The organism is Microbacterium sp. Leaf203 (assembly GCF_001421275.1).
Taxonomy (GTDB): domain Bacteria; phylum Actinomycetota; class Actinomycetes; order Actinomycetales; family Microbacteriaceae; genus Microbacterium; species Microbacterium testaceum_A.
Map to the genome: position 1 here is coordinate 571,854 of NZ_LMKF01000022.1, position 18,090 is coordinate 589,943.

At 70.6% G+C, this 18,090-nt stretch carries 17 protein-coding genes; 8 read left to right on the forward strand and 9 right to left on the reverse strand.

The genetic code is table 11. The features are described 5' to 3' along the window. The first annotated feature begins 78 nt into the window (after positions 1–78). Genes ASE56_RS03900 through mnhG form a run of 6 tightly spaced genes read left to right on the forward strand, consistent with a single transcriptional unit; the run spans position 79 to position 6,403 of the window. Positions 79–3,006 (forward strand): Na+/H+ antiporter subunit A, encoded by a 2,928-nt coding sequence (locus ASE56_RS03900; protein ID WP_056225165.1) that lies wholly within the window; start codon positions 79–81, stop codon positions 3,004–3,006. After that, positions 3,003–3,596, forward strand: coding sequence for a Na(+)/H(+) antiporter subunit C (locus ASE56_RS03905; protein WP_056225168.1), 594 nt, complete (start codon positions 3,003–3,005; stop codon positions 3,594–3,596). The genes ASE56_RS03900 and ASE56_RS03905 overlap by 4 nt, the downstream gene beginning before the upstream one ends. Further along, positions 3,593–5,149, forward strand: coding sequence for a Na+/H+ antiporter subunit D (locus ASE56_RS03910; protein ID WP_056225171.1), 1,557 nt, complete (start codon positions 3,593–3,595; stop codon positions 5,147–5,149). The genes ASE56_RS03905 and ASE56_RS03910 overlap by 4 nt, the downstream gene beginning before the upstream one ends. Then, positions 5,146–5,760, forward strand: coding sequence for a Na+/H+ antiporter subunit E (locus ASE56_RS03915; RefSeq protein WP_056225174.1), 615 nt, complete (start codon positions 5,146–5,148; stop codon positions 5,758–5,760). The genes ASE56_RS03910 and ASE56_RS03915 overlap by 4 nt, the downstream gene beginning before the upstream one ends. Then, on the forward strand, positions 5,757–6,026 hold the full coding sequence (locus tag ASE56_RS03920; RefSeq protein ID WP_056225177.1) for a monovalent cation/H+ antiporter complex subunit F: 270 nt from the start codon (positions 5,757–5,759) through the stop codon (positions 6,024–6,026). The genes ASE56_RS03915 and ASE56_RS03920 overlap by 4 nt, the downstream gene beginning before the upstream one ends. Next, a complete protein-coding gene (mnhG, locus tag ASE56_RS03925) occupies positions 6,023–6,403 on the forward strand; it encodes a monovalent cation/H(+) antiporter subunit G (protein WP_056225180.1) in 381 nt (126 codons plus the stop codon). The genes ASE56_RS03920 and mnhG overlap by 4 nt, the downstream gene beginning before the upstream one ends. Before the next feature lie 7 nt (positions 6,404–6,410). On the opposite strand, the gene ASE56_RS03930 is transcribed toward mnhG, so the two are convergent. The 3 genes from ASE56_RS03930 to ASE56_RS03940 all read right to left on the reverse strand — a co-directional run bounded on the left by ASE56_RS03930 (position 6,411) and on the right by ASE56_RS03940 (position 9,344). After that, positions 6,411–6,953 carry an SRPBCC family protein gene (locus ASE56_RS03930; RefSeq protein ID WP_056225183.1) on the reverse strand — a complete coding sequence of 181 codons (543 nt, stop codon included), beginning with the start codon at positions 6,951–6,953 and terminating at the stop codon, positions 6,411–6,413. Between the two features lie 191 nt (positions 6,954–7,144). Next, complete coding sequence (locus tag ASE56_RS03935) at positions 7,145–7,852, reverse strand: ABC transporter ATP-binding protein (RefSeq protein ID WP_056225185.1); 708 nt, start codon at positions 7,850–7,852, stop codon at positions 7,145–7,147. Between the two features lie 31 nt (positions 7,853–7,883). Next, on the reverse strand, positions 7,884–9,344 hold the full coding sequence (locus ASE56_RS03940) for an ABC transporter permease (protein WP_056225188.1): 1,461 nt from the start codon (positions 9,342–9,344) through the stop codon (positions 7,884–7,886). 133 nt (positions 9,345–9,477) lie between these two features. Here ASE56_RS03940 and ASE56_RS03945 point away from each other — a divergent pair, with 133 nt between their 5' ends. Both ASE56_RS03945 and ASE56_RS03950 read left to right on the forward strand, forming a co-directional pair. Then, complete coding sequence (locus tag ASE56_RS03945) at positions 9,478–10,200, forward strand: response regulator transcription factor (protein ID WP_056228148.1); 723 nt, start codon at positions 9,478–9,480, stop codon at positions 10,198–10,200. Continuing rightward, positions 10,197–11,633 (forward strand): cell wall metabolism sensor histidine kinase WalK, encoded by a 1,437-nt coding sequence (locus ASE56_RS03950; RefSeq protein ID WP_056225190.1) that lies wholly within the window; start codon positions 10,197–10,199, stop codon positions 11,631–11,633. The genes ASE56_RS03945 and ASE56_RS03950 overlap by 4 nt, the downstream gene beginning before the upstream one ends. A 142-nt stretch (positions 11,634–11,775) precedes the next feature. On the opposite strand, the gene ASE56_RS03955 is transcribed toward ASE56_RS03950, so the two are convergent. The 6 genes from ASE56_RS03955 to ASE56_RS03980 form a co-directional block, all read right to left on the reverse strand. Further along, a complete protein-coding gene (locus tag ASE56_RS03955; RefSeq protein ID WP_056225193.1) occupies positions 11,776–13,713 on the reverse strand; it encodes a YhgE/Pip domain-containing protein in 1,938 nt (645 codons plus the stop codon). After that, positions 13,710–14,324 (reverse strand): hypothetical protein, encoded by a 615-nt coding sequence (locus tag ASE56_RS03960; protein WP_056225196.1) that lies wholly within the window; start codon positions 14,322–14,324, stop codon positions 13,710–13,712. Before ASE56_RS03960 ends, ASE56_RS03955 begins: the two co-directional genes overlap by 4 nt. Continuing rightward, entirely contained in the window at positions 14,321–14,926 is a 606-nt protein-coding gene (locus ASE56_RS03965) for a TetR/AcrR family transcriptional regulator (protein WP_056225198.1), read from the reverse strand. Before ASE56_RS03965 ends, ASE56_RS03960 begins: the two co-directional genes overlap by 4 nt. 201 nt (positions 14,927–15,127) lie before the next feature. Beyond that, the gene (gene argG, locus ASE56_RS03970; RefSeq protein ID WP_056225201.1) at positions 15,128–16,570 is read right to left on the reverse strand and encodes an argininosuccinate synthase; all 1,443 of its coding nucleotides are present in this window, start codon (positions 16,568–16,570) and stop codon (positions 15,128–15,130) included. Positions 16,571–16,650: 80 nt separating this feature from the next. Beyond that, positions 16,651–17,328: a peptidylprolyl isomerase gene (locus ASE56_RS03975; protein WP_235556923.1), complete on the reverse strand. Its 678-nt coding sequence runs from the start codon at positions 17,326–17,328 to the stop codon at positions 16,651–16,653. A 32-nt stretch (positions 17,329–17,360) separates the two neighbouring features. Then, positions 17,361–18,086 (reverse strand): Pr6Pr family membrane protein, encoded by a 726-nt coding sequence (locus tag ASE56_RS03980; protein ID WP_056225206.1) that lies wholly within the window; start codon positions 18,084–18,086, stop codon positions 17,361–17,363. Positions 18,087–18,090: the final 4 nt, after the last annotated feature.

Sequence of the window (18,090 nt, forward strand, 5' to 3'; positions counted from 1 at the left end):
CTCTCATGCTCCGCATAGAATAGGGACGACACCCCGAGAGCCCGGGCACCCGCCCGTCGACCCCGAGGAGGCCCGACCGTGCTGATCTTCCTCGGCGCCTTCGCGGCCGTGCCCCTTCTTCTGCCGTGGCTCGTCTCGCGCATCGGTGCCCGCGCCTTCTACGTGGCGGCGGTGCTCCCGGCACTCGCTTTCGCGCACGCTATCGTCCTCGCCCCCGCGGTGTTCGCGGGGGACATTCCCTTCGAGGAATATCGCTGGATTCCGGCGATCGACGTCTCGCTGTCGATGCGCATGGACGTGCTCGGCTGGTTGCTGACCCTCGTCGTGACCGGCGTCGGTGCGCTGGTGATGCTCTACTGCCGGTGGTACTTCCGCGGCAAGACCGCCGGTGTCGGGCAGTTCTCCGCCGTGCTGCTCGGCTTCGCCGGCGCCATGTACGGCCTCGTCCTCACCGACGACATCGTCGTCCTCGTCATGCTGTGGGAAGCGACGAGCGTGCTGTCGTACCTGCTCATCGGGTACTACCACAGCCGTTCCGCGAGCCGTCGAGCCGCCCTGCAGGCGCTGCTCGTCACCACGCTCGGCGGACTCGTCATGCTCATCGGCGTGGTTCTGCTCGTCGTCCAGGCGGGCACCTCGAGCCTGTCGACGATCCTCGCCGACCCGCCCACGGGCGCCGTCGTCGACATCGCCGTCCTGCTGCTGCTGGTGGGAGCGCTCAGCAAGTCGGCGATCTTCCCGTTCCACTTCTGGCTCCCCGGGGCCATGGCCGCCCCCACCCCGGTCAGTGCGTACCTGCACGCCGCTGCCATGGTCAAGGCCGGCATCTACTTGGTCGCCCGCCTCGCCCCCGGCTTCGCCGATACGCCGTTCTGGCGGCCCACCCTCATCGCCCTCGGTGTCTTCACGATGCTGCTCGGCGGGTTCCAGGCTCTGCGTGAGCGCGACCTCAAGCGCATCCTCGCCTTCGGCACGGTGAGCCAGCTCGGCTTCCTCACCGTGATGCTCGGATACGGGACGAGGGATGCCGCTCTCGCCGGCGCCGCGCTCCTGCTCAGCCACGCGCTGTTCAAGTCATGTCTCTTTCTCGTCGTCGGTGTGATCGACCGTCAGCTGAACACCCGTGACATCGGCCAGCTCTCCGGCCTGGGCCGACAGGCGCCGGTCATGGCCACCGCGTCGTTCATCGCGATCTTCTCGATGGCGGGGGTCATCCCCACTCTCGGGTTCGTCGCGAAAGAGACCGCGCTGACGGCCCTGCTGCACGAAGCCGAAGGCGGAGCGGCGTGGGGATGGGTCGCTCTGATCGGCATCGTGCTGGGCTCGGCGCTGACGGCGGCGTACGGCATCCGCTTCCTGTGGGGGGCGTATGGGACCAAGCGCGACGTCGAGACCACCGAGTGGCCCGACCCGCCGATCGGCTTCCTGTCGGCGCCGGTGCTCCTCGCGGCGACGTCACTGGGGCTCGGATTCCTCGCCCCGATCGTCGACCACTGGCTCGCGCCCTACGCCGACGGCCTGCCCGAAGCGACCGCGGGCGTCTCCGCTCCCGCGTACCCGTACCACCTGGCGCTCTGGCACGGCCTCGAGCCGGCGCTGTTCATCTCGCTCGGCACGCTCGCACTCGGCGCCGGCATCTTCTGGGTCGTGCGCAAGACGCAGCTGCACAAGCGCCGTCGCGTGCTGCCCTTCACGGCGAACGACGCCTACAACGTGGCCCTGCGCGGGATCGACCACTCGTCCGAGTGGGTGACCGCCCGCTTCCAGCGCGGTTCTCTGCCGTTCTACGTCGGAACGATCTTCGTCGTGCTCGTCGTCGCCGAAGGCACGGCGCTGCTCGCCTCGAGCGAGTGGCGCGCCCAGCTCGCCGCGTGGCAGTCGCCGGCACAGCTGATCTCGGCACCGATCATGATCGCCGCCGGCATCCTGGCCGTCCGCGCCCGCAAGCGGTACACCGGTGTCGCCCTCGTCTCGGTGACGGGCCTGGGCATGGTGGTGCTCTTCGCCACCAGCGGCGCCCCCGACCTCGCCCTCACGCAGGTGCTCATCGAAACCGTGACCCTCGTGGTGTTCGCGCTGGTGCTCCGGCGTCTGCCGGCCCGCATGGGCGAGCAGAACGAGTCGGTCGCCCCTCTCGCGCGTGCCGTGCTCGGCGCGGGCGTGGGCCTCACGATGGCCCTCGTGGCGATCGTGGCGACCGGCGCGCGGCAGGACCTCCCCGTCTCGCTCGAGTGGCCGCCCCTCGCCTACGAGATCGGTCACGGTCGCAACGTCGTCAACGTCGCTCTCGTCGACCTCCGCGGCTGGGACACCATGGGCGAGCTCTCGGTGCTGGTCCTCGCCGCCACCGGCGTGGCATCCCTCGTCTTCATCACCAACCGCAGCGACAATCTCGCACGTCGATCGGGCACCGCCCGCGCGCGGGTGGGACTCGGCCGTCGCCGGCCCCTCGTCGAGACCGACAGCGGCGTGCGCGCGCAGCGCGTGGGCGAGACCGGTGCTCCGCGCGCGTGGCTCATCTCGGGTGCGAAGGTGCAGCCCGAGAACCGTTCGATCCTGCTCGAGATCATCATCCGGGTGCTCTTCCACTCGATCATGATCGTGTCCCTCTACCTGCTCTTCGCGGGCCACAACCTGCCCGGCGGAGGGTTCGCCGGTGGCCTGGTCGCCGGTATGGGCCTGGTCATGCGGTACATCGCGGGCGGTCGCTGGGAGCTCGGCGCCGCCGCCCCCACCGACGCGGGTCGCTTGCTCGGGGCGGGCATGGCGATCGCCGTGCTGTGCGCCCTCGTTCCGATGGTGTTCGGCTTCGCGCCGCTGCAGAGTTTCACCTTCGAGGGCGAACTGCCGATCATCGGTCACTGGGAGTTCGTCACCAGCACGATCTTCGACGTCGGCGTCTACCTCGTCGTCATCGGCCTCGTGCTCGACGTGCTCCGCAGCCTCGGCGCCGAGGTCGACCGCCAATCGCAACTCCCCGAGGACGCGGAGGTGGTGAGCTCATGACCATCTCGCTGGTCCTCGTCATCGTCATGGCCGTGCTCTTCGCCTGCGGCGTCTACGCCATGCTCGAGCGCAGCCTCACCCGCGTGCTGATCGGCTTCCTTCTGCTCGGGAACGCCGCGAACCTGCTGCTCCTCATCGTCATGGGCGCGCCCGGCCGGGCCCCGTTCTACGACGGCGGGCAGACGGATGCCGCGGACATGTCCGACGCTCTTCCCCAGGCCCTGACGCTCACCGCGATCGTCATCACGTTCGGCATCTCGGCGTTCCTGCTCGCCCTGATCTACCGCTCCTGGCAGCTCGGTCAGGCCGACACGGTCATCGACGACGCGGACGACGTGGCGCTGCGCGCCCGCACGGCGAACGAGCCCGAGGACGCGATGGACGAAGAGTCCCGCTCCGACGACGAGGACGTCACCACCGACTTCGTCGGCGACGTCGCCTCGCCCATCCGCGTGCTGCACCAGGGCGACCTGTCGCAGCTCGTCGACGACGCCCCGGTCGATCGCGTCGCCGTCTCGCGCGAGTCCGACCCGGCGCGTGACGACGACAGCGACGCCCCCCGCGACCCCCAGGACGGTGATCGCTCGTGAGCGCCCTCGTGCCCCTGCTCGTCGGCATCCCTCTCATCGGTGCCGCGATCAACCTCATCTTCGGTCGGCGCAAGAAGACGCAGATCGTCGTGTCGGTCGCCTCCCTCGCGGCCGTGCTCGTGCTCGGTGCGATCCTTCTCGTCACCGTCGACACGAGCGGGCCCATCGCGGTGGCGATCGCCGCGTGGGACATCCCGTTCGGCATCGTGCTCTACGTCGACGTGCTCGCGGCTCTTCTCGTCGTCGTCACGAGCATCGTGCTACTCGCGGTCCTGCTCTTCTCGATCGGGCAGGGCGCGGCCGACAACGACGAAGACACCCCGGTCTCGATCTTCTACCCGGCGTACCTGATCCTGGGCGCGGGCATCTTCAACGCCTTCATCGCCGGTGACCTCTTCAACCTCTACGTGGGCTTCGAGATCCTGCTCGTCGCCTCGTACGTGCTGATCACCCTGGGCGGTACCGAGTCGCGCATCCGCACCGGCGTCGTCTACATCGTCGTCTCGCTGGTGTCGTCGATCCTGTTCCTCGCGGCGATCGCCATGGTCTACGGGGCGCTCGGCACGGTCAACATGGTCCAGATCAGCGAACGGATGGCCCTGCTCCCGCAGGACACGCAGACGATCCTGCACCTCATGCTGCTGCTCGCCTTCGCGATCAAGGCGGCGGTGTTCCCGCTGTCGTTCTGGCTGCCCGACTCGTATCCGACGGCTCCCGCTCCCGTCACGGCGGTGTTCGCGGGTCTGCTGACCAAGGTCGGCGTGTACGCGATCATCCGCACCGAGACGCAGCTCTTCGTCGCCAACGACCTCAACTTCCTGCTGATGATGGTTGCTCTGTCGACGATGATTGTCGGCATCCTGGGTGCCGTCGCGCAGGCCGAGCTCAAGCGCATCCTGTCGTTCACGCTGGTGAGCCACATCGGCTACATGATCTTCGGGCTGGCGATCAACACGCCGCTCGCGGTGGGGGCGACGATCTACTACATCGTCCACCACATCATCGTGCAGACGACCCTGTTCCTGGCCGTCGGTCTCATCGAGCGCCGGGCGGGCAGCACCTCGATCCTCAAGGTGAAGGGCCTCATGCGCGCGGCGCCCCTGCTCGCGGTGCTGTACTTCATCCCGGCGATCAACCTCGGCGGTCTGCCGCCGTTCTCGGGCTTCATCGGCAAGTACGCCCTGTTCGACGCGGCGGCGCAGGTGGGCACCCCCGTGATGATGGTGCTGATCGTCGGCGGCGTCGTCACCTCGATCCTCACGCTCTACGCCCTGATGCGCGCGTGGAACCTGTCGTTCTGGCGCGAAGACGACGACTCCGCCGAGACGACCGAGCGCATCGCCTACCTCGGCAACGCCCCGGCCGCGACCATCTCGACCGAGCGTCGCACGACGCCGAAGATCATGACGCTCGCCACCGTCGGCATGGTGGCCGTCACGGTGTCGCTGACCGTGTTCGCAGGCCCCCTGCTCGACATGTGCCTGCGGGCGGGCGTCGACATCACCGACGGCGTGAGCCTCGTGCAGATCCAGGAACAGGCGGGTCAAGGATGAGCCCCTCCCGCCGATCGCAGGTGTCGCTGTTCCTGCACCAGCTGCCGTTCCTGGTGTGGCTGGTCGCTCTGTGGATGCTGCTGTGGGGCCAGTTCACCTGGCTGGCGTTCCTCACCGGTCTGGTCATGGCGGTCTTCGTCACGCGCGTCTTCCGCCTGCCCCCGGTCGAACTCTCAGGTCGCATCAACCTCTGGTACGGCCTCGTGTTCGTCGTCACCTTCCTCGGCGCGGTCATCAAGGGATCGCTCATCGTCGCGTGGCAGGTGATCGACGTCCGCCGTCAGCCCGGCGCCGCCATCATCGCCGTCCCGCTGCGCGTCGACGACGACGTGATCATGGCGCACACCGCCGTCACGGCATCCCTCATTCCGGGATCACTCATCGTCGACGTCGACCGCGAGAACCGCACCCTGTTCCTGCACACCATCGGCGTCAGAAGCGACGCGGATGCCGAACACCAGCGCCGCGTCGTGCTCGGGTGGGAAGCCCGCATCACGCGTGCCGTGGGCTCGAAGGAAGAGTTGCAGGAGCTGCGGGCCAAGATCGCCGAGTCCGACGCCGATGCACGTCACGGCGCCGAGACGCCGCGCGACGGGAGGACCCTGCTGTGAACACCGCCCTCGTCGCCGTCATCGTCGTCGTCTTCGCCGTCGCCGCCGTGCTGGCGCTGATCCGTCTGGTCATCGGCCCGTCGATCCTCGACCGAGCCGTGGCCGCCGACGTGCTGCTCACCGAGGTGCTCTGCATCCTCGGCGCCGACATGGTCATCAACCACCACACGCGCTCGTTGCCGGCGATGCTCATCATCGCCGCCGTCGGGGTGTTCGGCTCGATCGCCGTGGCCCGCTTCGTCGCGCGGAAGGAGAACCCGAGATGACCCTCGACGACGTTCTCGACACGGTCGCGCTCGTGCTCGTCCTGCTCGGCGCGATCCTCTGCCTGACCGCGACGATCGGACTGCTCCGGTGGCGGGACGTGCCCACACGTCTGCACGCGGCGACCAAGCCGCAGGTGCTGGGCGTGCTGCTCATCGTCGCGGCGGTCGCGCTGTCGACGCGCACGTGGGAGGCCCTGGCCTTCGGCATCCCGATCATCCTCATCCAGTTCGCGACCGCGCCGCTCGCCGCGCACATGGTCGGGCGGGCCGCGTACCGCAACCGGACGACCGACGAAGAGAACCTTTTCATCGACGAACTCCACCACAGCACCGAGCAACCCGGCTCCACCGGGGCGCAATCGCGACCCGAGAGCTGACCCGCGCTCAGATCCCCGCTTCGCGCACGTCGTCCTGCGCCTGCGGTGAGGCGGTGCCCTCGGCCGGGTCGGGTGTCGAGGTGCGGTGGTCGAGTTCGCGTGCCTCGCGTTCTTCCCGTCGCCCCTCTGCGAGGAAGGCCAGGCGGTTCAGGCACTCGTGGTTGCGGGCCACGAGCATCGGCTTCCAGGCAAGTCGGGGCAGAAGCGAGGCGGCTCCCGAGACGGGTTCTTCGACGATCGTGACCGCCGTGCCGCCGGCGTGGGGGCGGGCGTCGATGCGGATCACGCCGCGACCCAGGATGCCGGCCTCGGGCCTCAGCCGCATCCGGCGCGGGGGATCCCACTCGACGATCTCGGTCTCGTCGTGGATCATCACGGGCCACACTCCGAGGGAGTGGTGGATGCGCGAGCCCTCTCGCGGCCACTGCTCGTCGACGTCGCGCATGCGCGCCGCACCGACCACCCAGACCGGGTAGAGCCACCCGTCCGAGAGGACGGCGAACAGATCGTCGGGCGTGCAGCGCATCAGTCGCGTGTTGCGGGCGGCCATGGCATCCCTCCGGTCGGCGTGCTCCGACCCTATTCCGCCGCCTCGATCCCGCCCGTGCCCCTTGACGCACTGCCCCTTCTCCTCGCGTGAGGGGTCGAGAACTGTCGCCTGGGAGGTGCCCGAGGCGACAGAAACTGACCCCTCACGCGTGTGGCGCCAGGCACGGCCCGGGGCGGGCGGGAGGCACCCGCTCAGCCGCGGGTGATGTCGGTCACGATCCCCTTGTCGAGGCGCAGGCGACGGCGCGCGCGGCGCGCCACCGCCGAATCGTGGGTGACCACGATGAGGGTGAGCCCCTCGGCGTTCAGTGCCTCGAGCACGTCGAGGATCTCGTCGCGCATGCGCTCGTCGAGGTTGCCGGTGGGCTCGTCGGCGAGCAGCACCCGCGGCTGCTTGGCGACGGCGCGGGCGATCGCGACGCGCTGCTGCTGTCCGCCCGAGAGCTCGCCGGGTCGGTGGTCGGCGCGGTCGGCGAGCCCGACGCGGGTGAGGGCCTCGGTCACCCGGCGGCGGCGTTCGTCGCGATCCAGACCGAGGGGCTCGAGCCCCATGTCGACGTTCTCGGCGGCGGTCAAGGTGGGGATGAGGTTGAACCCCTGGAAGACGAAGCCGATCTCCTCGGCGCGCAGTCGGGCGAGCTGCGCGTTCGAGGCCCCGGCGACATCGAGGTCACCCAGCACCACCGACCCGGCGGACGGGCGGTCGAGGGCGCCGAGCATCTGCAGCAGCGTCGATTTGCCGCCGCCGGTCGGGCCCTGGATGGTGACGAAGTCGCCCGCGGCGATCTCGAGATCGACGCCCGCCAACGCCTGGACCGTGCGGTCGCGCTGGCGGTAGGTGCGGGTGACGCCCTCGAGGCGGTACGCGGTGGTGACGGAAGGGGGAGCGGTAAGGGTCATGATGTCTCCTTCGGAGGATGGGGGATGCCGCTCACGCGACGGAACGGAGGGCGGCGGCCGGGCTGAGACGAGCGGCACGCCACCCGCCGAAGGCACCCGCGAGGACCCCGCCGAGGACGGCGATCCCGACCGCGGCGACGATGACCACCGGGGTGAGGGGCGCGTGGAGGACGATGTCGGTCGCCTGAGCCGCGGCCTGGCCGAAGCCGCCGCCGCGTCCGCCCTGGCCGCCGGGTCCCGCCGCGGCCGACGAGCCGACCGACACCGTGGGCGCGATGACGTTGACGAGCAGGATGCCGCCGAGCCCGAGCAGCAGTCCCACCGCGCCGCCGATGAGACCCTGCACGAGCGACTCTCCCGCGACCTGGCGCACGATGCGGCCGTTCGACCAGCCGATCGCCTTCAGCGTTCCGAACTCCCGCGTGCGCCGCGCGACACCCGAGATGGTGAACAGCACGGCCAGGGCGAGCGCGACCAGCAGCACGACGACCGACAGCCAGGTTCCGAGATTCGAGATCAACGACGACGCGCTCGAGAGGGATCCCGAGACGCTCGAGGCGAGCTGCGCCTGCGAGCTCACGGTCGCGTCGGGGAGAGCCGCCGAGATCTTCGACTGCACCGCGTCGATGGCATCCGCCGACTCCGCCTGTACGTAGACGGTCGACACGACGTTCCCGGCGCCCGAGAGGGCCTGCGCGACGTCGAGGGGGAGATACACGTTGGCCGCGGTGTCGGCGTCCGCCGAGGTCGAGGCGACGATCCCCACGATCTGCATGGCGGTTCCGCCGATGTCGATCGTGCCGCCGACGCTCAGGCTCGCGCTCGCCGCGTACGTGGCGTCGACCACGGCCACGTCGGTGCCGGCGTCGCTCGCGGCGAGGGCGCGCCCCGCGCTGACCGTGACCGACGAGAGCGGACCGACGGATGCCGAGGGGTCGACGCCGAGGACACTGAACGAGTCCACGCCGAAGGCGCTGCCCCCGTCGCCGGTCGGCCCGCCCGCGGGGGGCTCGCCCGTCCCGCTTCCGGGCGCTGTGCCCGTGCCGGTGTCGGTTCCGGACTGCGAGCGGCGCTCGGGAACCTGACCCGAGAACGTCGTGTTGGTGAGAGCGAGGGCTCCGGTCGCGGCCGAGACGCCGTCCACGCCGCTCACCGTGCTGACGGTCGACGCGTCGAGGGTCGCTCGACGGCGCTCGGTGAGGAGGCGCGATTGGTTGAGGGTGGTCGTACCGTCGGAGGTGGCGCCCTCGCCGGCGCCGAAGTCGAAGCGCGCCCCGCCGCCCTGACCCGGTTCGGTCTGCGCACCGGTGACCGTCAGGTCGGTGCCCACGCCGTAGACCGACGAGAGGGCCTGCGACTGCGCGTCTCGCACCCCGGCCGAGAGGGCGTTCACGACGATCACGAGCGCGATGGCGATCGCGAGGCCGACCGCGACGATCACGGTCTGTTTGGTGCGGCCGGCGAGTTCGCGCCGTAGGTAGGTGCCGTACATGCTTCTCCTTCCGGACGCGGGGTGCGGCCGTCGGACCGACCGTAGGAACGGCACCCTCACCGCTCCCTCACCGTTCCTATGAAGCGCGTATGCCGGGTGACGGGGGCCTCATCGACAGGGCATGCTGGCTGTCATGGCATCCCGCCCCGCCCCCCTCACCCGCCCTGACGGCTCCCCCGTCCGCGCGCTCATCGTCGACGACGAGGCCAACCTGAGCGACCTGCTGCGCATGGCCCTGCAGAACGAGGGGTGGGAGGCCCGCACGGCCGCCAACGGGCACGAGGCTCTGGGAGCCATCCGCGAGTTCGGCCCCGACCTGCTCGTGCTGGACATCATGATGCCCGGGCTCGACGGCATGGAACTGCTGACCCGCATCCGCGCGGCCGGCAACGATGCCCCCGTCCTGTTCCTCACGGCGAAGGATGCCGTAGAGGACCGCATCGCCGGGATCTCCGCCGGAGCCGATGACTACGTGACCAAGCCCTTCAACCTCGAGGAGGTCGTCGTCCGGCTGCGCGGAATGGCCCGCCGCCACGTCGCCGCCGCAGCCGACGCCGACCCCCGCCTGCGCGTGGGCGACCTCACGCTCGACGAGGAGTCGTACGAGGTCGAGCGCGGCGGCATCCCGATCAAACTCACCGCGAGGGAGTTCGAGCTGCTCCGCTATCTGATGCAGAACCCGCGCCGCGTGCTCAGCAAGGCGCAGATCCTCGACCAGGTGTGGAGCTACGACTTCGGGGGCGACGGCAGTGTCGTCGAGATCTACATCTCGTACCTGCGCAAGAAGGTCGACACCCTCGGCGATCCGCTGATCCACACCGTGCGGGGCGTGGGCTACTCGATCAAGGCGTCATGACGCGCCGCCGCTGGACGCTGCGTCGCACCCTGGTCGTCGGCACGAGCGTGCTGGTGGCGCTGGCCTTCGTCGTCATGAGCATCGCCACGATCGTCGCCCTGCGCTCGTTCGCTCTCGACCGCCTCGACGCCCAGGTGCGCGAGGGCCTGAGCTTCTCGGCGGGGTTCGCCGGGCGCGACGGCGGCGCCACGCGCCCTCCGGGGTCGAACACCGATCGTCCGGCGGGGCGGATCGGGTCGTTGCAGCTCGTCCTCGCCGGTGACGGGTCGGTGCAGCGCTCGGGATACACGCGCTCCGACGGCACGCAGGTGTCGCTCTCGACCGACCAGATCGCCCTGCTGCGCTCCTCGGTGTCGACCGACCGGCAGCCGACCACGGTCGATCTGGGCGGTGACCTCGGTGCCTTCCGCGTGGCCGCCGCCGAGAACTCCGGCGCGACCGTGTTCGCGGGGGAGTCCGAGGCCGACGTCAGCGCCACGACGACCGCGCTCACGGTCATCTTGGCGGCGGTCAGCGCTCTCGTCCTGCTCGCTGCGGTGGTCGGGTTGTCGGTGTTCGTCCGCAGGAGTCTTCGCCCCCTCGACCGCGTCGCCGCCGTCGCCGGGCGCGTGTCGACCCTCTCGCTCGGGGCGGGGGCCGTCGAGATCCCCGATCGTGTCGCGACCGTCGACACCGATCCCGACACCGAGGTGGGAAGGGTCGGGGCATCGCTCAACGACCTGCTCGGGCACGTGCAGTCCTCGCTCGCCGCGCGTCAGCACAGCGAGGATCGACTGCGACGCTTCATCGCGGACGCCAGTCACGAGTTGCGCACGCCCCTGGCCAGCATCCGCGGCTACGCGCAGCTCTCGCTGGGCGAGGACGCCCCGATGACGCCGACCCAGGCGCGCTCGTTCGACCGCATCGAGTCCGAGGCGCAACGGATGGCCTCGCTCGTCGACGATCTGCTGTTGCTGGCCCGCCTGGATGCCGGTCAGCCCCTGCGCCGCGAAGAGGTCGAGCTGACGCTGCTCGCCGTCGACGCCGTGAGCGACGCGCAGGCGGCGGCGACGACGCACGAGTGGCGGCTCGACGTCAGCGAGGACCTCATCTCGGTCACGGGCGATGAGAACCGCCTGCGCCAGGTCGTCGCCAACCTGCTGCGGAACGCCCAGGTGCACACCCCGCCCGGCACCAGGGTGACGCTCTCGCTCGCGCGCGACGGCGCCGAGGCCGTGCTGCGGGTGACCGACACCGGACCCGGGATCGACCCCGGCGTCGCAGAGCGCCTGTTCGATCGCTTCGCCCGCGCCGACGACGCGCGCAACCGCGACGAGGGCAGCACGGGCCTCGGCCTCTCGATCGCCCAGGCGATCGTGACCGCCCACGGCGGTTCGATCACGGTCGACAGCGTGCCGGGGCGGACAGTGTTCGAGGTGCGGCTGCCGGCGTGAGGCGTCCGTCGAGGTGTGCGCAGGTGGCCCCGGGGCCACTTTGGCCGCCTCGGGGCCTCTTTCGCCGCCCCCGGGGCCACGCGCGCGCAGGGGTCGCGGTGCCGCCCGGCCACGGGGCCCTGGCGCCGCCCCCGCCCGCGCCTCAGCCGATCAGGCTCGGCTGCAGGTCGCGCAGGGTGCGGTGGTGCGTCATGCGCGTCACGCCGATCGCCGCGACCAGCACGCCGCCGACCATCCACGCGCCCAGCACCAGCAGGTCCTGACCGACCCTCGAGACGTCTCCGCCGTACATGACCTGGCGCATGGCATCCACCACGTAGCCCATGGGCAGCACGTGGTGCAGCGCCGCCAGGGGCCCGGGCAGGGTCTGCCAGGGGAAGGTGCCCCCGGCGGTGACGAGCTGGAGCACCATCAGCACGAGGCCGAGGAACTGACCCACCGACCCGAGCCAGACGTTCAGCGCGAGGACGATCGCCGCGTACGTCGCCGAGGCGAAGAGCAGGATGCCGAGCGCTGCCCACGGGTTCGCGAACGAGAACTGCAGCGCGAACGCGAGGATCGTGAACAGCCCCACCATCTGCAGGGCCCCCAGGCCCGCGGGCGTGAGCCACCCGGCGAGGGTGACGCGGAAGGGCGAGCGCAGCGCCGTCACGGCGCGCTTCGACACCGGCTTGACGATGAGGAACAACGCGTAGATGCCGATCCATCCGGCCAGTGCGGCGAAGAACGGGGCCAGCCCCGCACCGTAGTTCTGCGCCTTCGTGACCGAACTCGTGCCCACGGCTACGGGGTCCGAGATGGCCGAGGCCTGCGCCTGGCGCGTGGCGTCGTCGGAGTCGGGGATCTGCTGGACGCCCGCGCTGAGACCGTCGCGCAGCTGGGTGGCGCCGGTCGAGAGCTGCCCGATGCCGTCGTCCAGCTGGGTCGCTCCGTCGCGCAGCTGAGCGGATCCGTCGCGAAGCTGGGAGGCCCCGGATGCCGCGGTGGCGGCGCCGTCGGCGAGGGCCGATGCGCCATCGGCCGCGGTGGCGGCGCCGGTGGCCAGGGCGGCGCTTCCCGAGGCGACCTGGCGGGCGCCGTCGTCGAGCTGATCGATCTGCTTCACCGTGTCCTGCACGCGCGAGTTCGCGGTCGTGAGGCGCTCGCCCACCGGGTCGAGGCGCGAGAGGATCTCGTCGATGCGGGACTGGTCGAGGCCGGCGTCGGCCAGCGCCTTCGCGATGTCCGTTCGGGCCTGCGGCAGCTGCGATGCGGCATCGCCCGCGACCGAGCCCACCTGACGGGCCGCGGCGTCGAGGCGGTCCACTCCACCGGCGACCTGCTGGGCGCCGTCAGCCACACGGGCCGAGCCGTCGCGGAGCTGAGCGGTTCCGTCGCGCAATTGATCGGCGCCCGCCGCCAGTCGCGCGTTGCCGTCAGCGAGGGTCGCGGCGCCGTCGGCGAGGGTGGTCGAGCCGCTCGCGAGCTGCGACGACCCGTTCTTCGCGGTCGCGAGGCCGTCGACGAGCTGGGTCGCCCCGTTCGTGGCATCCACGAGCTTGACGCGGATGGTGTGCAGGGCGTCGAGAAGCGACAGACCCGCCTCGTTGACGACCTTCTTCGCCACCGACTCCTGGATCTTCGCCACCGCCTGCGTGCCGATCGTCGAGGCGAGGTAGTTGTTCGCGTCGTTGGTGCGCAGCTCGATGTCGGCCTGGCGAGGAGCGTTGCTCGACAGCGTCGCGACGGCCTCGGAGAAGTCGGCCGGCAGCGTCACGATGAAGTCGAAGTCGCCCGCCTGCAGACCGGCGTCGGCCTGGTCGGACGAGACCCGGTGCCACTCGAAGGTGTCGCTGTCGAGCAGCTGCTCAGCGGCTTCGTCGCCGAGGTTGCGTTGCTGACCGTTCACGTCGGCGCCCTGGTCGTCGACCACGAGAGCGACCGGCACGCTCGAGAGGTTGCCGTAGGGGTCCTGGTTGGCCCAGAGGTACAGGCCGCCGTACAGGATCGGCACGGCGAGCAGCGCGATCAACGCGATCACCGACATGCGCGTCGAAGTGAGTCGGCGCAGTTCGGCCGTGATCATCTGCGGGATCTTCATCGGGCGGCCTCCACCGTCTCGTCGAGGGCGTCGATCGTCGTCTTCGACGCGTGGCCGGCGATCACCAGCACCGCGTAGCCGCGCTCGGCGAACTCCTGCGCGATCCGCCACCAGGCGAGGGGTTCTCCGCCGTGGCGATCGGGGGCGACCAGGACGAGCCCCTCGACGTCCTTTCGGAGCGCCGCGAGCTCGAGCAGCAGACGCACGCGGGCGGCCGGCTCGACGTTGCCGATCGCCGTGGTGGCGAGCGACTCGAGCCCGACGCCCTCGAGCCACCGCGCGGCGGCGAACGGGTTGGGGGCGTGTCCGGCGAACATCAGCTCTTCGGCGACGACACCGGTCACGGTGACGTTCGACTCGGGTTCCGACACCACGGGGGCGTCCACGAGGGCGACACGTCGGCGGATGGCCGACGCGTCGGCGCGACCGTCGATCGTGACCGTTCCGCTGTCGACTTTCATGCGACCGGATGCCACCAGGCCCAGCACCGTGGGACGCTGCTCGGTTTCGGCGACCACCAGGGTCGCGCCGCCGGTTTCATACGCGGTGGACGTCTCGGGCAGGGCGCTCTGCGCGCGACCCTTGGCGACGGCGGTCAGGACGATTCTCACTGCGCCTCCAGGTCGGGGTGCTGTTCCAGCAGGGCGCGCGCTTCGATCCACGACAGGCCGGCGATGCTCAGAACCGCGCACACCGCGATCGAGCGGGCCGTCGAGGAGCCGGCATCCACTCGGGCGACGACCATGCGGCCGGTCTCTTCGAGCAGGCGGGCGAGGGTCGGCGCGGGAAGGTCCGTCCGCAGCTCTCCCGCTTCTTGCCCGCGGCGCACGATCTGGTCGATACGGCGGCGGAGCGGGGCGAGCGCGTCGGAGGTCTCGGCGAGGTGCGCGTCGTCGAGAGCAAGGGCGGCGGCGGCCTGCACGTGGGCGGCTTCGCGCCAGAGTTCGGATGCCAGGCGGGCGAGCGCGACGCGGGAGTCCTGGTCGTCGACGCGGGCGGCGATGGCGTTGAAGCGGGTCGCTCCGGCGGCGATGACCTCGCGGACGATGGCGTTGCGGTCGTCGAAGTGGCCGTAGAGGGCGCGGCGCGAGAGGCCGGCGCGGCGGGCGATCGTGTCGATCGAGGCGCGCGGGTCGTGGCCGATGGCCGCGGTCGCGGCGTCGAGGATGCCGGCGCGGTTCTCGACGGCGTCGCGGCGGGTGGGGGTACTCACGGGTGACCAGTGTACGCCGAAAGTGCACGCTCGTGTGCAACTTACTGCCACCGCGTCAGCATCCCCGCGCGTGAGGGGTCACGTTTTGTCGCCTGGCGTCGTCGTCGGCGACAATTTCTGACCCCTCACGCGACGCGCCCTCCTGACACGAAAGAGCCCGCGGCGCCGGAGGGGCGTCGCGGGCTCTCGTCGACGGGTCTGTCAGTCGGTGCCGGCGTCGAACGCGGCGCCCTCGCCCGCGGCATCCGTCGCGTCGGCCAGGCGTTCGCCCGCCGCGTCGAGCGGCGAGGCCGACTCGATGATGTCCTGCGCGCCACCGGCGGCCACGTCGCCGACGAGCTCGCCGGTCGGTCCGCCGAGCAGGCCCATCGCGGCGTACTGCTCGAGGCGTGCGCGCGAGTCGGCGATGTCGAGATTGCGCATGGTGAGCTGACCGATGCGGTCGACCGGGCCGAACGCGGCGTCGCCCACGCGCTCCATCGAGAGCTTCTCGGGCGAGTACGACATTCCGGATGCCACGGTGTTCAGGATCGTGTAGTCCTCACCGCGGCGCAGGCGCACGGTGACCGACCCGGTGATGGTCGACCCGACCCACTTCTGGATCGACTCGCGCAACATGAGCGACTGCGGCTCGAGCCAGCGGCCCTCGTACATGAGGCGACCGAGGCGGCGACCCTGCTCGTGGTACGTGGCGAGGGTGTCTTCGTTCAGGATGCTGTTGACCAGGCGCTCGTAGGTCAGGAACAGCAGGGCCATGCCCGGGGCCTCGTAGACGCCGCGCGACTTGGCCTCGATGATGCGGTTCTCGATCTGGTCGCTCATGCCCAGACCGTGGCGGCCGCCGATGGTGTTGGCCTCGCGCACGAGCTCGACGGGGTCGGCGAAACGCGTGCCGTTGATCGCGACGGGGCGACCGGCCTCGAACTCGACGGTGACGTCTTCGGTCTCGATCTCGACCTCGGGGTCCCAGAAGCGCACGCCCATGATCGGCTCGACGATCTCGAGCGAGACGTCGAGGTGCTCGAGGGTCTTGGCCTCGTGCGTGGCGCCCCAGATGTTGGCATCCGTCGAGTACGCCTTCTCGACGCTGTCGCGGTAGGGGAAGTCGTGCGCGACGAGCCACTCGCTCATCTCTTTGCGCCCGCCCAGCTCGGTGACGAAGTCGGCGTCGAGCCAGGGCTTGTAGATGCGCAGCGCGGGGTTGGCGAGCAGGCCGTAGCGGTAGAACCGCTCGATGTCGTTGCCCTTGTAGGTGGAGCCGTCGCCCCAGATGTCGACGCCGTCTTCTTTCATCGCGCGCACGAGCAGGGTGCCGGTGACGGCGCGACCCAGCGGCGTGGTGTTGAAGTAGGTGCGTCCGCCCGAGCGGATGTGGAACGCGCCGCACGCGAGGGCGACGAAGCCCTCTTCGACGAGCGCCGTCTTGCAGTCGACGAGGCGCGAGACCTCGGCGCCGTACTGCGTCGCGCGGCCCGGGATCGACGCGATGTCGTCTTCGTCGTACTGCCCGAGGTCGCCCGTGTAGGTGCAGGGGACGGCGCCCTTGTCGCGCATCCACGCGACGGCCACCGAAGTATCGAGACCACCCGAGAAGGCGATGCCGACGCGCTCGCCGACGGGAAGGGACTGCAAGACCTTGGACATGCCCTCGATTCTAGAGCGGAGGGATGCCGAGCCCCGACTTCGGGGGAGGATCGGGCGCCTCGAGGGGACGGGGAGGAGCGTCAGCCGATCGTCACGGCGCTGATCGTCACCGGGGTGGCGGGGGCGCCGTCGGGCGAGCCGCCGGCCGTACCCGCCGCGGCGATGTTCTTCACGACCTGCAGCCCCTCGGGCGACATCGTGCCGAACACCGTGTAGTCCGGGGGCAGCTGGGAGTCGGCGTAGACCAGGAAGAACTGCGAGCCGTTCGTGCCGGGGCCCGCGTTCGCCATCGCGACCGTGCCCGCGGGGTAGGTCTCGCTGCCGTCGAGCTCGTCGGCGAAGCGGTACCCGGGGCCACCGCGGCCCGTGCCGGTCGGGTCACCGCACTGCAGGACGAAGATGCCCTGGGTGGTGAGGCGGTGGCACTCGGTGTTGCTGAAGTACTGCTGCTGGGCCAGCGAGACGAAGCTCTCGACCGTGCAGGGGGTGCGCTCGCCGCTGAGGGTCATCGGGATCGCCCCGGCCGAGGTCTCGAGCGTCGCGTCGACGGTGCCCGTGGGACGCTCGGTGCCCGCCGCGGGGGGAGTCACGTCGACGGACGGCTGTCCCGAGGCGGGGTAGGAGCACTCGCCCGAGGCGGTGCTCGCGCTCGATGCGCTCGCCGCGGGGGCGGGGGCGGACGACGTGCCACCGGCGCAGCCGGCGAGCAGGAGCAGGGTGGAAGCGGCGAGGGCCGCAGACATCAGTCGAGTGCGCACGGGTTCCAGGGTAGGGCGTCGACGTCGACTCGTCAGGGCCGTGCGCGCGTCGCGGGCGTCGGGTCGATCGGCATCCGGATGCCACGTGCCCGACCGATCGCGACGACACCGACCGCGAGGGCGATGATGGCCACCGCGATGACGACGATGTAGACCGCGACGCTGCCCCACCCGCCGGTGTTCGGGTCGAGGAAGGGGTACGGGTACCAGAACGGCGCCCCCGTTGTCGGGTTCGTGATCAGGGGCGCGCGCAGGAGCGTGTAGACGATCCACACGATGGGGAAGATCGCCGCGGCGAACGCCGCCGACCAGGGCAAGCGGCGTCGCGTCGGCCCGAGCAGCACGTCGAGCAGGAGGAAGAGCGGACCCCAGACGTGCATGATCTCGTTCGACCAGGGCACGGTCTCGGGCTGGAGGGGGATGCCGCGCAGCAGCAGGTTGTAGACGATGCCGGTCACGATCATGTACGTGGAGACGAAGGCGAGAGCGGTCGCGAGGGCCGGCGGATCGACCTCGACCCGGCGGCCGCGTGCGAAGAACCGCACGCCCAGAAGCACCAGCACGACGGCCGACGAGACGTTGGACAGGATCGTGAAGAAGCTGAAGAAGTTCGCGGTCACGGTCGCCACGTCGCGGTCGCGCGCCACCGCCTCGGCCACCGACGACGAGAACTGCGCCCCCACCGCGACGAGGATGAGCACCGCGATCGCCACGCGTGCCGCGTTCCACCCGGTCGTCCACCCGCGCGATGTCTGCATCGCC